The following is a 13,885-nucleotide window of genomic DNA, read 5'->3' on the forward strand; positions in this document are numbered from 1 at the left end:
GTAACACCAGCACCGACAGGATCAATTAGTCAACTGGCCGCACTGCCAATCACAGAATAACGACCGAACGAACGTTTGATAGTGTAGCTCTGAAGCTATAGATTAGCAACAGAAAATGTATACAAAATTTCATCGTCCCATTTTGGAACGGTCTCAGCGTTGTGGGGAGATCGTACTGTCACTGTTTAAAGGAGAAAAAAGAGGGGGAGTAGCAGAGTATGCAGGAGGGTTACGTTCAGAATACATATCAACCAACGCTAATCTTCCGCCATGAGATTGTCATTCCCGAATGCCCTTATCGGGGATCCAGATTTCACGCGGGATTCACCATTCACCATTCACCATTCACCATTCACCATTCACCATTCACCATTCACGGTTTCGCAGCCATTTCCGCCCTGAGGGCCTTGGCGACATCATCGCTTACGCGGGAAAGCGCCCTGCCGTATGCTGCCACCATGGCTTCGTAACCGGGCACCTGGATCTTCTCGCGCACCAGCGAGTGCCCTGTTGCGGGTGCAGGGCTGCTACTGCGGACCGTCCAGTTGACCTCAACCGTGACGCTCTGACCCGGCACGGACTCGAAGCGCAGGATGTCCATCAGCACCCGGTAATCGGCCGCCGCACCAGAGAACTGCTGATACGAGGAGACCCGGGTGGAGCCAAGACGCCGCCCCAGCTCCTCCGCCACGAAACGCGGGATACCGGTTTTCAGCGGCTCCGCCCAGCGCTGCGCCTCCAGGATTTCCACCCGGTTGGCCCCCTCCCGCACAACGAACTGCGGACGGTCCACCATCTCCGGGAGGGACACGGGACCCACCGCGACCGAAGGAACGCCGCTCACCGGAGCCGGCACCCCGGCGGTGGCCGCGGGGACGAGGGTATAGAACGTGACTCGAGGAGACCTGCTGCAGCCCGCTGTAGCCAGTGCCAGGACGGCCGCCGTGGCGACAAAAAAGCGCATCATTTCCTGTCCTCCCTCTTCCCGCGGATGATCGATTCGGGGTGCTGCTCCAGGTAGTCTACCAGCACCCGCAGCGATTGCGCGGCCCGCGAAACCTCGTGCAGAGTGTCGCGAAGGTCGAGCTGCAGGGGCGCCTCCGGAGAGAGGACCTGGTTGGCCCCCCCCATGGTTTTTCTCGCTTCACCCAACGTTTTCCGGACGTCATCCAGAGACTGCCGCGTCTCGGCAAGGACCGAGCGGGCCTCCGGCACCAGCGAGCCATCGACATTCTTCAGCAGCTTGTCGGCGCTCTTCATCGTCTGATCCAGCGAATTCACCGTCTTCCGGGCATCGCCGGCCAGCTCCTGAAGCGGGAGCTTCTCTATCTTCTCCACGATCATCATCAGCTTCTTCTGGACCTCCTGCATCGACCCCGGGACGGTGGGGAAGCTGGGAGGGTCGCTGCTCCAGTCGATGCTGGCGGGACGCCCTTTCTTGCCGACAAAGTCGAGCCCGATGTAGAGCTGCCCGGTGAGGAGGCTGCCGCTCTTGATGGTGCCTCGCAGGCCGTGGGCCACCAGGTCGTTGAGCAGCGGCCGGAAGTCCGCCGGCTTGGGACGCTTGCCGTTGTGGTCGCGCAGCGCATGCAGCCGCTCGGGGTAAAGGACGATCCCTACCGGGATGGCGAAATCGGTCCCCTTGGGATCAAGAACGACGTCAACCTTGGTAACCTCCCCTACCGTCACCCCGCGCAGGTCCACCGGCGCGCCCACGCCGAGGCCCCGTACGGATTCGTGGAAGACCAGCTGGAAAGGCTCCACAGTCTCGGCGTGCTTCATCGCCTCGTCCTTGGAACCGTACAGCTCAAAGGCGGTGTTGGCCGGGGCCTGGGGTGTATCGGCTCGTCCCTCGGGGGGCTGGAAGGAGATGCCTCCGAGGAGGATGGAAACCATTGACTCGGTGTTCAGCTTGACGCCGTTGGCGTTCAAGGTCAGGTCGACGCCGCTGGCGTCCCAGAAGATGGTGTTGGTCCTGACGAACTGGTCATAGGGGGCACGGATGAAGGCCTTGATGGTGACCCCCTTCCCTCCCCGGTCGAGTTCGGTGGAGATCACCTGCCCCACCTGCATCCGGCGGTAGAAGATCGGGGAGGCGGTGTCGAGCGAGCCGACATCCGGGGCGTGCAGCAGAAACTGGCGCCCGGGAACATCCATGGAGACCGCCGGGGGCGCCTCCAGTCCCACGAAGTCGTCGCGGCTCTCCTTGGAGGTACCGGCGTCGAGGCCGATGTACGACCCGCCGATGAGAGTGCTCAATCCGGAGACGTTGCCGCCGGAGATGCGGGCGCGCACCACCCAGAAGCGGGTATCCTTCACCAGCAGGCCCCTGGCGTCCTTGGAAACCTCGGCGGTGACTATGACATGCGAGCGATCGGGGGAGATGGCCAGGCCCTTGACCTCGCCGATCTGGACGTCCTTGTACTTAAGCTTGGTCTTCCCGGCCTCCATCCCCTCACCGGTGTTGAAGGTGATGGTGATCATGTGGCCCCGCTCCATGAAGGCCTTGACCGCGAGGGAGAGCCCGATGATGGCCGCCACGATGGGAATAATCCAGACCAGCTGGACGGAGAAGCGCCTCTTGGGCTCGCTGACGGCCTCCGGGATGTCGGAAAGCTCGGGTCGTTCGGGGGTATCAGTCATCGGATTCCTCTTTCTCAACGGGGTCCCAGATCAGGCGCGGGTCGAATTGCATGGAAGCGAACATGGTCAGCACCACGACCGCACCGAAGGCGATGGCAGCCGGCCCCGCCTTGACCGTGGCCACGGCGCCAAGCTGCACCAGGGCCGCCAGAAGCGTGACCACGTAGATGTCGAGCATCGACCAGCGGCCGACCAGTTCGACCATGCGGTACAGCCGGGTACGCTGCCTGGGGCTCCACTTCGAAGGGCGCCGCACCGAGATCAGCAGCAGGGTCAGCGAGATCAGCTTCAACAGCGGGATCATGATGCTGGCAATGAAGACGATCACCGCGATCATCATGTTGCCGTTTTTCCAGAGGTGAACCACGCCGCTTATGATGGTGTCCTTGCGGTAGCTGATGAGCGAGCCGGTCTCCATCATGATCAGCAGGTTCGCAGGAATGTACAGGATGTATGCGGCGATCAGGAAGGCCCAGCAGCGCGCGACGCTTGCCGGTCTTCTCGGATGGAGGCTGGTGCCGCAGCGCGGGCAGCGGCTCCCCCGCTGTCCGTTGCACCTGGAGACCATGTCGCAGACGTGGCAGGTGCAAAGGCCCAGGGCGGCGGCGCTGGGGGCGTTGTCCTTCATGAGCGCACCTTCCGGTTCCCCTCTTCGATCCTGGCCCAGACGTCACGGGCACTGAAGGAGGCGGCGACGGCCGCCAGCAGCAGGGTCAATGCGCCGAACGACCAGAGGGCGATGCCGGGGACGACCTTGAAATTGTTGGTCAGCTTCACCAGGGAAACCAGCACGCCCAGCATCAGCACCTCGACCATCCCCCACGGCTCCGCGTACTGGAGTGTCCGCATGAACAAGGCGTAGCCGGTCGGGACGCGGTTAAGCTTCAGCGGCAGCAGGAGATAGATCATGGAGACCAGCTCTATGGCCGGAACCAGGATCGCGGTCAGGAAAACAACCACGGCGACCGGCTTCATATCCTGGTCCCACATCGAGACTACCGCCCCGTACAGGTTGATCGCCTTGCGCTCCTCCTGGGTCTGGATGGAAAAGATGGGAGAGGAATTGGCGATCACGAAGAGGACTACGGCGGCCAAGGCGTAGGCCAGCGTGCGGTCAATGCTGTCGGTGGCGTTACGGTACAGCACTGCACCGCAACGGGGACAACTGGCAGAGCAGCCCGGCTTCAGTGCGATCTCCCGCTGCAGGAGATCACAGTCGTGACAGGCGATCAGCTTTCCTTTACCATCTGCCATCCCGCAATTCCACCCCTTTTGTTACCGCTGCCGTAGTTACTCATCGCCGGGCCAGGTTTCAGCTCTCTAATGATAGCATGTTTCTTGGCAAGGTGACCAAAATCCCCACCCCGTTCCCGGCTTGCCCGAGCCGCATCAACCAATGGCAGAGCGTATCGGGAATCGGGAGATCCGGCGGCGACCGCCCTTCCCCTGGCCGCCTCTTCCGCATCCGAAGCTAAAAAAGAACAGCCACCTAGAAAGAATCTAAGTGGCTGATTAAATGGCCGGTGAATCTGTCGGGACTGACGGTGACACCTTCCATCAACAGCTAATTACGCTTGAATACAGCATATTTGCCGTTTTGGCAAGAATTTTTTCCCTAACGGCTCGTCACTTCGACAAGCGGTTGAGGGCGTTATGGTAGACGTAATTGGTGCCCTGATAATAGCCAAGGCCATGAAGGAGGAGTTCCTCGTCAGCTTTGATCTCGGTGGTCTTGCCGTCAGTCCGGTTGAAGGTGTAGTACTCGGCTTCCTTTTTAGGCCCTAGTACCAGGAGTTTGTTGCCTTCGATGAAGCCGAGCTTCTGATAGGTGGCGATAAAGGCCCGCCCCTCATCCTCCTTCAGCTTGAGGACATCCTTTCCCATGAACTGGGTGTCGTAGCTGAAATTGAGCAGACCTAGCACCGTCGGGGCGATGTCGATCTGACTCATCATGGTGTCGATACGCTGGGGTTTCACATGTGACGGGGCGAAGATCAGCAGCGGGATTTCGTAGTCCTTGACCGGCAGCGCCATCTTCCGGGCACTCCCCGCGCAATGGTCCGCGACGATGACGAAGACGGTGTCCTTGAACCACGGGTGCTTCCTGGACTCGGCGATCAGTCTTCCTATGGCGTAATCGGCATACTTCACCCCGCCTTCACGGCCGCTTTTGGAAGGGATGTCGATCTTGCCTGCCGGGTAGGTGTAGGGGCGGTGGTTGGAGGTGGTCATCACCACGCTGAAGGCCGGCTTGCCCAGCTTCGCCGACTTGTCGCACTCCTTGATCACCTTGTTGAACAGGTCCTCGTCGCACACCCCCCAGGCGTTGTCGAAGGTCACCTCATCCTTCTTGAAGTCCAGCCGGTCGACGATGCCGAACCCGTTGTTGGCGAAGAAGTAGTTCATGTTGTCGAAGTAGCCGTGGCCGGCATAGATGAACTTGTTGTCGTACCCCTTCTCCTTCATCAGCGATCCCCAGGAGAAGAAGTTCTCGTTTTTGGGCCTCTTGATGATGGAGGTGCCTGGCAAGGGCGGGATGGAGAGGGTGATCGCCTCCAGGCCGCGCACCGTTCTGGTTCCGTTTGCATAGAGGTGGGTGAAGAAGAGCGAGTCACCGGCAAGGCGGTCCAGGTTCGGCGTGAGCCCCTGGTTGTTCCCGAAAGAGGTGAGGAATTTGCCGCTCAGGCTCTCCTCGACGATGACGATGACGTTGAGGCGCTTCTCCGGGCCCTGCTGCCGGATGGCGCGGGTGATGCTCTCGCCGTCCTGCTTCACCAGGTGATTTCCCTTTTCCAGCAGCGCGCCTCGCAGCTGGGCCATGACCACCTTGTTGTCCCTGGTGACATAGAACTTGTTGAAGTCGAGTTCGTTGTTCCTGAAGGCGGCAAAGAGGTCGTAGATCCCGTTTCCTGCCAGCTCATCCGCGTAGTTGTTGGGAGAGATGTGGGACAGGGAGAGGTCGACGAAGCCAAGCGACAGAAGCGGCAGCAAGAGCAGCACGGCGAGCTTCATCCTTTTGGGGAAACGCGAAGCGGCGGTGAAAGAGGCCGCCAGGGCCTTTTTGAAGAAGGGAAAGACGGCGACAGTGATCACCAGGATGCCCCCGAGAATCGAGTTCAGCGGATAGGACTGGCGAATGTTGTTGATGACCTCGGCTGTATAGATGAGGTAATCGACGGCGATGAAGTTGAACCTGGTGGCGAACTCGTCGAAGAAGACATATTCGGCCACGACATCGAAGATCATCGCATAGGTCAGGAGGAAAAGGACCAGGTACCCGCAGAGCCGGAAGGGTTTGCTGTTGAAGATCCTGTCCGGCAGGAGAATGGCCACCAGGACAAAGGGGATGGCAACGTACGAAAAGGTGACGCAGTCGAAGAGGAAGCCGACCGCATAGATCTTGACCAAAAGGAGCGGTGTCAAATCGAGGTTCGGCAGAGACTTGAGCAACAAGACCGTTCTGCTGAGGGTTGAGAAGATGACGAGAATGAACCAGAGGACGAACAAGGACCGGCTTCTGCTTTTCATAAGATCAAGGTTCCCGATTTTGGACAGGGGTGGCGTGATAGCGGCTGCTGGTCGCAATTCAGAAGTTGAAGACCAGGAGCACGGGGCGATGTTCAACTTAGTTCGACGGCTGGGACTTCAGCCCGGCAAAGAACCTGATATTTGTACCACAGGCCGTAACATCTTGAAAAGACATAAATATAGTTAGTCACCCTTCACAACAAGGCACACATGTGAGAACGGACCGGGACTTTAATGACAAACAACAAACAACGAGGCGAAACCGTGAATTTCATTCCTTTTAAGCACCTCTGCGGCCGGACTTTTTTTGCCATCCGACTCTCGCATTCTCCGCTCTTTGTGGTTAGCTTTCTCATCACCAGAGACGAGTTCAGCGAGGAGGCGGCGATTCCAAGGAAGAAGGGCTCTGGCTGCTGGACGGGGCGACTGTCTCGCAACCGGGGCATCTCCTCGCGTCTGGACACGGCTTTTCCTCTCAGCAAGGACACCCGTGATGAAACAGTATCTTCTTGTCTCCGCCTCGACATTTCTGGCAGTTACCGCACTTTTGAGTTCGCCGTCAAGGGGGGAAGGGATGGAAAGCACATGCTTCCCGGCACCTGAAACCGCAGCCGTTCATCTCCCGAAGCCACGCTTTACAAGTGAAACCTCCGTCGAGGAAGCCATTTCCAAGCGAAGATCGGTGCGGCAATTTCGGGACGAACCGCTCACCCTGGCTGAGATCGGCCAACTCCTCTGGGCGGCGCAAGGCGTTACCTCCGGGAGAGGACTAAGGGCAGCACCCTCCGCAGGCGCTCTCTACCCGTTGGAAGTTTATGTCGTTGCGGGCAGGGTCACAGATCTCGCCGCCGGCGTCTATCGATACCTCCCGACAAGCCACACGATGGTACGGGTCAAGCCCGCAGACCGGCGCGGTGAACTCGCCCTGGCCGCATTGCATCAGCCGGCCATAAGGGATGCTCCTGCATCCTTGGTCTTTTCGGCGGCATTTCCAAGGACCACCAGGAAATACGGTGAGCGCGGCATCCGTTATGTCCACATGGATCTCGGCCATGCGGCGGAGAACGTGTACCTGCAGGCGGTTTCACTCGATCTTGGCACCGTCATTATCGGCGCCTTCGAAGACAACGCCGTGGCGAAGGCACTCTGCTTGCCATCGACAGAGGAACCGCTCGCCATCATGCCGGTTGGCAGGACAAAAGGCGACAGGTGATCAGGGGGAGAGACCGGAAGTGAAACGGGATTCAGACGCATTCATCGAGGTGGAAGATTTGACGGTGAGCATCGGGGATAAGCCGATTCTGCACGAGGTGAACCTCCGGATCGATCAGGGAAGCGTCGTCGTGCTTTTCGGTCCGAACGGCTGCGGCAAGACCTCCCTTCTGCAGGCCATAATGGGAGGGGCTGATTACCAGGTCGAGAGCGGCCGGATATTTTTCCGCGGCAAGGACATCACCGGGATCGGCATGGACGAGCGGGCGAGGCTTGGAATCGGGATGGCGTTCCAGCGCCCCCCGGCGGTGAGGGGGGTCAAGCTCAGGGACATACTGCGCATCTGCATGGAGAAGAGACGGCCTGCGTATGACGAAGAACTCTCCTCCATGGCATCGGGACTGAAGCTGACCGAGTTTCTCGACAGGGACCTGAACCTCGGGTTCTCGGGGGGAGAAATCAAGCGGAGCGAGCTTTTGCAGCTCATTGGCCAGGGCCCCTCGTTCATCATGCTCGACGAGCCCGACTCGGGAGTGGATCTGGTGAACATCAACCTGGTCGCAGAGGCCATAAACGGGCTTCTTGAAAAGGACAAGGCTCCGTCGCGAAGGTCCAAATCCGGCCTGATCGTCACCCACTCCGGATATATCCTTGATTACGTGAATGCTGACAGCGCCTATGTCATGCTGGACGGCACCATATACTGTTCCGGAAACCCGAGGGATCTTCTCAATGACATCCGGGCGAAGGGCTACGAGGGGTGCGTACAATGTCGCGGATAGACCTGAAAAAGAAGAGTGCAGCCGCAGCTAACAAACCTGCTCCCTACGGCCCCGATGTCGACCTTGCAGCCTATGCCATTAAGGAGGGTACGGAGCACGGCAAGGTCGCCACCCTGAAGGAACTGCCTGACGCGATGCAGGAGCGGGCGCTGACTGTGGGAGTCAATGCCGATGAGACGTGCAGGAGAGGGTCCTTTTTCCAGATCGATCATTCGGTCGTCTTCGCCGCTGCCTACCAGAGCGGTCTCGAGGTGATGGATATCAAGGCGGCCCTCGATAAATACGACTGGCTCCAGGACTACTGGTGGAAGGCGCTGGCGGTGGATGCGGATAAGTTCACAGCCAGGGCCGAAATGATGCCGCACCACGGCTACTTTCTGCGGGCCCTTCCCGGCGCCAGGGTAGAGTTTCCGCTCCAGGCATGCCTTTACCTTTCGCAGGAAGGGCTCGCCCAGAACGTACACAACATCGTCATTGCCGAGGAAGGGTCCGAGCTTCATATCATTACCGGCTGCGCCGTGGCTCCCCAGGTGAAATCCGGGCTGCACATCGGGGTGTCGGAATTCTATGTCAAGAAGAACGCGCGGCTCACCTTCACCATGATCCACAACTGGGCCCCCGGCGTCGCGGTGCGGCCGAGAACCGGCGCGATCGTGGAGGAAAACGGGGTATTCCTCAGCAACTACATCTGCATGAAACCGGTGGGAACCTTGCAGGCCTACCCTACCGCCTACTGTGTTGGTGAGAACGCCACGGTCCGCTTCAACTCGATACTGCTGGCCCGGGAAGGCTCCAACCTGGACGTCGGCGCACGCGTTTACCTCATGGCAAAGGGGAGCCGGGCCGAATCGATCTCCAAGGCCATCACCACCGGTGGCAACGTGGTGGCGCGAGGGCATTTCATCGCCGAGACGGAGGGGGTGAAGGCGCACCTCGAATGCCGGGGGCTCATCCTTTCCGGAAAGGGGAGTATCCACGCCATCCCGGAGCTGGAAGGTAACGCGAAGGACGTGGAGATGACGCACGAGGCGGCTGTGGGAAAGATCGCACAGGAAGAGATCGAGTATCTCATGGCGCGTGGGCTGACCAGCGAAGAGGCAACGGCAGCCATCATCCGCGGCTTTCTCGATATCGAAATAAAGGGACTGCCGGAGAGCATCGACGGTGAGATAAAGAGGGCGCTCAGGGAAGAGGAGATCGCGGGAGGATTCTGATCGTTTTCCCGTCGTCAGGCTGGTTTCCTGGCCAGAGCGGCCGAGAGATATTTGAGGAGTCCCGCCAGGGTGAAAACCTTCTGATAATCGGCTTCGGGGATTTCCACACCGGTCTGTTCGCTGATGGCGATGAGGAATTGAAGAAAATCGAAGGAATCGACGTCGAGCGCCTCGCGGATGTTCTCGTCCGGAAGGAGTGCCGCTGGGTCGGCCTCGGGGGCGATCTGCTTTAACCCCTTGAAGATCATCTCCCTCAGCTGATCATCGGTCATAGCTGGTCCGGGGCCTGCAGGTGCCGGTTCAAGGCATCCAGGAACTGGGAGCCGCGATGGCCGTCGGTGGCGCGGTGGTCGGCGGAAAGCGTCGCCGTCACGACCCGCCGCACCCCCAGGAGTCCGTCTTCGGCCCACGGGCGCTCGGAGATCCTGCCGAAGCCGACCAGCGCCACCTGCGGGGGATAGATGACGCCGAAGGCGGTGGTGACCCCCAGGTCGCCCAGGTTGGTCACCGTGACGGTGGCGTCGGTCATTTCGGAACTGCGCAGGTGGCCGCTGCGCGTGCGGGCTATCAGGTCGCGCATCGCCGCCATCAGTTCATCCAGGCTGAGGAGATCGACGCCATGGATAGCAGGCGTGATCAGCCCCCCCTGGCGGAGCGATATGGCGAAGCCGATGTTGATCGACTCCTGGACCTGGTGACGGCTGTCGACCCAGAAGCCGTTGAGTTCGGGCACCTCCACGAGCGCCCGGGCCACCGCCTTGAGCAGGAGCACCGCCGGGAGCATCCGGTCCTTTATGGGGCGTTTCAGGTTCTCACCCTCAAGCCAGCCCAGCGCCGTGCTCATGTCGATGTCGGTTCCCAGGTAGTAATGGGGGATCTCACGGTTGGAGCGGCTCATGGCCGCGGCGATCGCCCGCCGCATTCCGGCCTGGTAATCGGCAGCCGGTGGCTTTTCCACCGCTGGCGGAGCCGGCGCCGGTATGGCCTCCGGCTTCTCCGCTGCTGCCCGCTCCACATCCGCGCGCTGAATGACGCCGTGCGGACCGCGCCCTGCGATCGTGCGGAGTTCGACTCCCAACTCGGCGGCGAGTCTGCGGGCAGAGGGGGATATGGGGATGCGTTGCCGGGGCGGGACCGGCGGCGGTACGGCTTGCGGCGCAGGAGCGGGGCCCGGGGCAGACGCTGAGGCTGCCGCGGCATCCTGGACGGCGACCGGGGTAGGCGCTTCCGCCGGCGCTGCACCCGGGAGCTCGGCCCGTTGCGGGACGGCTTCCGCCGCCGCTGTAGCCGCGCCTTCGATGCCCAGGATCGCCAGCACCGTTCCCACCGGCACACTCGTCCCCGGCTGGACCAGAAGCCGCTCCACGACCCCCTCCTCGAAGTTCTCCACCTCGAAAAGCCCCTTCTGGGTCTCGACCGAAGCGATGATACCGCCCCGTTTCACCAGGTCCCCCGGCTTCACGTGCCACTCGACCAGGATACCCGCTTCCATGTCGGCGCCCAGGCTGGGCATGCGAAACTCACCCATTTCTCCGCACCATCCTTTTGACGGTCGCTACGATGGTATCCGCCTGCGGCAGTGCCGCCTGCTCCATGTGCCGGGCATACGGCATCGGGACCTCGGCACTGCAGATCCGCTCCACCGGTGCATCGAGTTCGTAGAAGGCCTGTTCCACGATGCGAGCGGTGATTTCGGCTGAAAGGCTGCCGCTTTTCCACCCCTCGTCCACGATCAGCGCCCGGTGCGTCTTGGCCACCGAGGCCATGATGGCGACATCGTCCAGGGGGCGCAAAGTCCGCAGGTCGATGACCTCGGCGCCGATCCCCTCCCCCGCGAGGGTTTCCGCTGCCGCGAGCGCCTTGTACAGGCTCGCGCCGTAGGTGATGATGCTCACCTCCCCCCCAGTGCGCCTTACCTGCGCATGGTCGATCTCCACCGGCCCGGCTCCGACCGCCAGCCCCCCCTCCATGGGGTAGAGTGTCTGGTTTTCGAAGATGAGTACGGGGTCGGGGTCCTCCAGCGCGGTCCAGAGCATGCCACGCGCATCCTCCAGGGTCGCCGGGGCGAGCACCTTGATGCCGGGTATGTGGGCATACCACCCCTCCAGGGAGTGGGCGTGCTGGGCGGCGAGCTGCCGTCCGGCGCCGGTAGCCATGCGGATCACCAGGGGAACATTGAAGAGCCCTCCCGACATGTGGAGCAGGGTGGCGGCGTTGTTGAGGATCTGGTCCAGGGCCAGCAGGCTGAAGTTTACCGTCATGATCTCCACGATCGGCCGCATCCCCCCCATGGCCGCTCCGATCCCCGTGCCGGTGAAGGCGAGCTCCGACATGGGGGTGTCGCGGATACGTTCCGGGCCGAACTCCTGCAGGAGCCCCTTGCTGGTAGCGTAGCAGCCGCCGTAGTGACCGACGTCCTCCCCCATGAGGAAGACCCTCTCGTCCCTCTTTAGCGCATCCCGGATCCCTTCGCGCACCGCTTCCCGGTAGGTGGTGCGCACTGTCTCGGCGCCGCTCATGTTGTCCTCCGCTCGGAGTAGACGAAGCGGGTCAGATCCTCCACCGGTTCCCAGTTCCCCGCCTCGGCGAAGGAAACCGCGGACTCGACCTCCCCGGCCACCTCCTTTTCCAGCCGTTCCAGATCGGCGTCGTCCAGCGATCCCCGCTTCCGCAAGGAGTCGGCCAGCAAATCGATGGGGTCGCGCTTCTTCCAGGTCTCCACTTCCTCCCTGGTCCGGTAGATCTCGGTATCGAACATCGAGTGCGCGCGGAAACGGTAGGTCCGGCACTCAAGGAAATACGGACCGTTCCCCTCACCGACGAAGCGGACCACCCTCCGCGCCGCCGCCGCCACCGCCAGCACATCCATCCCGTCCACTACCTCCGATTGCACCGCATAGCCGGCCCCCTTGCTGGCCAGGTCGGCCATCGCCTGCGCGTGGCAGATCGCGGTCCCCATGGCGTAGAGGTTGTTCTCGCAAACGAAGAGAACCGGGAGTTTCCAGAGAGAGGCGAGGTTCATCGATTCGTGGAACACCCCCTCGGCCACGGCGCCATCGCCAAAGAAGCAGCAAGTGACCCGCTCCCTTCCCTGCATCTTGTCCGCGAGCGCGAGCCCCAGGGCCAGGGGAAGGCCGCCGCCAACGATGGCGTTGCCGCCGTAGAGACGCGCCGAGGCGTCGAAGATATGCATCGAGCCCCCCCTTCCGCGGCAGCACCCCTCCCTTTTGCCGTACATCTCGGCCATGATGGCCGCCGGGCTTATCCCTCGCGCCAGGGCCTGGCCGTGCTCACGGTAGGTCGCCACCACCGCGTCCTCCGGGGAAAGTGCCGCCATCACCCCGACCGAAACAGCCTCCTCGCCGATGTAGAGGTGGAGGAAGCCCCGGATCTTGGTGGCGCTGTAGAGTTCGGCGCACTTCTCCTCGAAGCGACGGATGAGGAGCATCTGCCGGAGCAGCCTCAGTCCCTCCTCACGCTCGATGATCGGTTCGGTTGTTTTTTTCTTCACCGGCTACTCCTAGGCTGCGGTCCCTCCCCCCTTGTCAAAGGGGGGCCGGGGGGATTTTGCCTTGTTGGCACCTACGGAAATCCCCCTAAATCCCCCTTTATCAAGGGGGACTTCGTACAGCGAATTTTGCCTTTATCCGCTTTCCAGCGTCGAGATGTCCCCCTCGGGCAATCCCAGCTCCCGAGCCTTGAGCAGCCTGCGCATGATCTTGCCGCTACGGGTCCTTGGGAGAGAGTCGAGAAATGCGATCTCCTTGGGGGCAACGGCGGAGCCGAGCTTCGTCCGGCCGAAGCCGATCAGCTCCAGGCGAAGCTCTTCGCTCGCCTCATACCCTTCCTTGAGTACCACAAAGGCCTTGACGATCTCGCCGATGATCGGCTCAGGCTTCCCTATCACCCCCGCCTCGGCGACCGCAGGATGCTCCATCAGGATACTCTCCACCTCGAACGGTCCCACCATGTGGCCGGAGGTCTTGATGATGTCGTCACCGCGGCCGACGAACCAGAAGTAGCCATCCTCATCACGCCGGGCGAGATCCCCGGTCAGGTACCACTTCCCGACGAAGCATTTCCGGTAGCGCTCCTCGTCGTGGAGGTAGCCGCGGAACATGGAGGGCCATCCCGGGCGTAGCGCCAGGTCTCCTTCCTCGTTCGGTTCCGCCGGGACCACCGTCGTCTCATCGACCCTGCGGACAACTGCCGCCTCGATCCCCGGCAGGGGCCGCCCCATGGAGCCGGGGCGGATCTCCATCGCCGCGTAATTGGCGATCATGATGCCGCCGGTCTCGGTCTGCCACCAGTTGTCATGAATAGGGAGCCCCAGGGTCCGTTCCCCCCAGACTACCGCCTCCGGGTTCAATGGCTCTCCAACGCTGTGGATCAGGCGCAGCGCCGTGAGGTCGAAACGGCTGCGAGGCTCGATATTCGCCCGCATGAGCATCCTGATCGCCGTCGGTGCCGTGTACCAGACCGTTACCCGTTGCTCTTCCAGTATCC

14 protein-coding genes are annotated in these 13,885 nt (G+C 61.5%); 4 read left to right on the forward strand and 10 right to left on the reverse strand.

The annotated features are described in order from the left end of the window. Nucleotides 1–373 precede the first annotated feature (373 nt). The 5 genes from AC11W3_RS00105 to AC11W3_RS00125 form a co-directional block, all read right to left on the reverse strand. On the reverse strand, nucleotides 374–967 hold the full coding sequence (locus AC11W3_RS00105; RefSeq protein ID WP_484092274.1) for a PqiC family protein: 594 nt from the start codon (nucleotides 965–967) through the stop codon (nucleotides 374–376). After that, complete coding sequence (locus tag AC11W3_RS00110; RefSeq protein ID WP_484092275.1) at nucleotides 964–2,643, reverse strand: PqiB family protein; 1,680 nt, start codon at nucleotides 2,641–2,643, stop codon at nucleotides 964–966. The genes AC11W3_RS00105 and AC11W3_RS00110 overlap by 4 nt, the downstream gene beginning before the upstream one ends. Further along, complete coding sequence (locus AC11W3_RS00115) at nucleotides 2,636–3,271, reverse strand: paraquat-inducible protein A (RefSeq protein WP_484092276.1); 636 nt, start codon at nucleotides 3,269–3,271, stop codon at nucleotides 2,636–2,638. Before AC11W3_RS00115 ends, AC11W3_RS00110 begins: the two co-directional genes overlap by 8 nt. Next, nucleotides 3,268–3,897: a paraquat-inducible protein A gene (locus AC11W3_RS00120; protein ID WP_484092277.1), complete on the reverse strand. Its 630-nt coding sequence runs from the start codon at nucleotides 3,895–3,897 to the stop codon at nucleotides 3,268–3,270. Before AC11W3_RS00120 ends, AC11W3_RS00115 begins: the two co-directional genes overlap by 4 nt. Nucleotides 3,898–4,269: 372 nt before the next feature. Continuing rightward, nucleotides 4,270–6,171, reverse strand: coding sequence for an LTA synthase family protein (locus AC11W3_RS00125; RefSeq protein ID WP_484091684.1), 1,902 nt, complete (start codon nucleotides 6,169–6,171; stop codon nucleotides 4,270–4,272). A gap of 234 nt (nucleotides 6,172–6,405) precedes the next feature. Between AC11W3_RS00125 and AC11W3_RS00130 the strand changes: the two genes are divergently transcribed. Genes AC11W3_RS00130 through AC11W3_RS00145 form a run of 4 tightly spaced genes read left to right on the forward strand, consistent with a single transcriptional unit; the run spans nucleotide 6,406 to nucleotide 9,379 of the window. Further along, complete coding sequence (locus AC11W3_RS00130) at nucleotides 6,406–6,774, forward strand: hypothetical protein (RefSeq protein ID WP_484091683.1); 369 nt, start codon at nucleotides 6,406–6,408, stop codon at nucleotides 6,772–6,774. Further along, the gene (locus tag AC11W3_RS00135) at nucleotides 6,746–7,384 is read left to right on the forward strand and encodes a SagB/ThcOx family dehydrogenase (RefSeq protein WP_484091682.1); all 639 of its coding nucleotides are present in this window, start codon (nucleotides 6,746–6,748) and stop codon (nucleotides 7,382–7,384) included. Before AC11W3_RS00130 ends, AC11W3_RS00135 begins: the two co-directional genes overlap by 29 nt. A 19-nt stretch (nucleotides 7,385–7,403) precedes the next feature. Further along, the gene (locus tag AC11W3_RS00140) at nucleotides 7,404–8,165 is read left to right on the forward strand and encodes an ATP-binding cassette domain-containing protein (protein ID WP_484091681.1); all 762 of its coding nucleotides are present in this window, start codon (nucleotides 7,404–7,406) and stop codon (nucleotides 8,163–8,165) included. Further along, the gene (locus AC11W3_RS00145; protein ID WP_484091680.1) at nucleotides 8,153–9,379 is read left to right on the forward strand and encodes a SufB/SufD family protein; all 1,227 of its coding nucleotides are present in this window, start codon (nucleotides 8,153–8,155) and stop codon (nucleotides 9,377–9,379) included. Before AC11W3_RS00140 ends, AC11W3_RS00145 begins: the two co-directional genes overlap by 13 nt. Nucleotides 9,380–9,393: 14 nt before the next feature. On the opposite strand, the gene AC11W3_RS00150 is transcribed toward AC11W3_RS00145, so the two are convergent. From AC11W3_RS00150 to AC11W3_RS00170, 5 genes are all read right to left on the reverse strand, one after another. Continuing rightward, a complete protein-coding gene (locus tag AC11W3_RS00150) occupies nucleotides 9,394–9,651 on the reverse strand; it encodes an acyl carrier protein (RefSeq protein WP_484091679.1) in 258 nt (85 codons plus the stop codon). Further along, the gene (locus AC11W3_RS00155; protein ID WP_484091678.1) at nucleotides 9,648–10,907 is read right to left on the reverse strand and encodes a dihydrolipoamide acetyltransferase family protein; all 1,260 of its coding nucleotides are present in this window, start codon (nucleotides 10,905–10,907) and stop codon (nucleotides 9,648–9,650) included. Before AC11W3_RS00155 ends, AC11W3_RS00150 begins: the two co-directional genes overlap by 4 nt. Beyond that, nucleotides 10,900–11,898 (reverse strand): alpha-ketoacid dehydrogenase subunit beta, encoded by a 999-nt coding sequence (locus tag AC11W3_RS00160; protein WP_484091677.1) that lies wholly within the window; start codon nucleotides 11,896–11,898, stop codon nucleotides 10,900–10,902. The genes AC11W3_RS00155 and AC11W3_RS00160 overlap by 8 nt, the downstream gene beginning before the upstream one ends. Beyond that, the gene (pdhA, locus tag AC11W3_RS00165) at nucleotides 11,895–12,890 is read right to left on the reverse strand and encodes a pyruvate dehydrogenase (acetyl-transferring) E1 component subunit alpha (RefSeq protein ID WP_484091676.1); all 996 of its coding nucleotides are present in this window, start codon (nucleotides 12,888–12,890) and stop codon (nucleotides 11,895–11,897) included. The genes AC11W3_RS00160 and pdhA overlap by 4 nt, the downstream gene beginning before the upstream one ends. Nucleotides 12,891–13,022: 132 nt before the next feature. After that, a partial coding sequence (locus AC11W3_RS00170) for an AMP-binding enzyme (protein WP_484092278.1) occupies nucleotides 13,023–13,885 on the reverse strand: 863 nt, incomplete at its 5' end.

The organism is Geomonas sp. (assembly GCF_056994735.1).

What these genes read in the sequence shown, in the direction of transcription:
- AC11W3_RS00145 (WP_484091680.1), top strand. Translation starts at nt 8,153, where the DNA reads ATGTCGCGGATAGACCTGAAAAAGAAGAGTGCAGCCGCAGCTAACAAA.
- AC11W3_RS00155 (WP_484091678.1), bottom strand. Translation starts at nt 10,907, where the DNA reads ATGGGTGAGTTTCGCATGCCCAGCCTGGGCGCCGACATGGAAGCGGGT.
- AC11W3_RS00150 (WP_484091679.1), bottom strand. Translation starts at nt 9,651, where the DNA reads ATGACCGATGATCAGCTGAGGGAGATGATCTTCAAGGGGTTAAAGCAG.
- AC11W3_RS00110 (WP_484092275.1), bottom strand. Translation starts at nt 2,643, where the DNA reads ATGACTGATACCCCCGAACGACCCGAGCTTTCCGACATCCCGGAGGCC.
- AC11W3_RS00130 (WP_484091683.1), top strand. Translation starts at nt 6,406, where the DNA reads ATGACAAACAACAAACAACGAGGCGAAACCGTGAATTTCATTCCTTTT.
- AC11W3_RS00135 (WP_484091682.1), top strand. Translation starts at nt 6,746, where the DNA reads ATGGAAAGCACATGCTTCCCGGCACCTGAAACCGCAGCCGTTCATCTC.
- AC11W3_RS00120 (WP_484092277.1), bottom strand. Translation starts at nt 3,897, where the DNA reads ATGGCAGATGGTAAAGGAAAGCTGATCGCCTGTCACGACTGTGATCTC.
- AC11W3_RS00105 (WP_484092274.1), bottom strand. Translation starts at nt 967, where the DNA reads ATGATGCGCTTTTTTGTCGCCACGGCGGCCGTCCTGGCACTGGCTACA.
- AC11W3_RS00125 (WP_484091684.1), bottom strand. Translation starts at nt 6,171, where the DNA reads ATGAAAAGCAGAAGCCGGTCCTTGTTCGTCCTCTGGTTCATTCTCGTC.
- AC11W3_RS00115 (WP_484092276.1), bottom strand. Translation starts at nt 3,271, where the DNA reads ATGAAGGACAACGCCCCCAGCGCCGCCGCCCTGGGCCTTTGCACCTGC.
- AC11W3_RS00160 (WP_484091677.1), bottom strand. Translation starts at nt 11,898, where the DNA reads ATGAGCGGCGCCGAGACAGTGCGCACCACCTACCGGGAAGCGGTGCGC.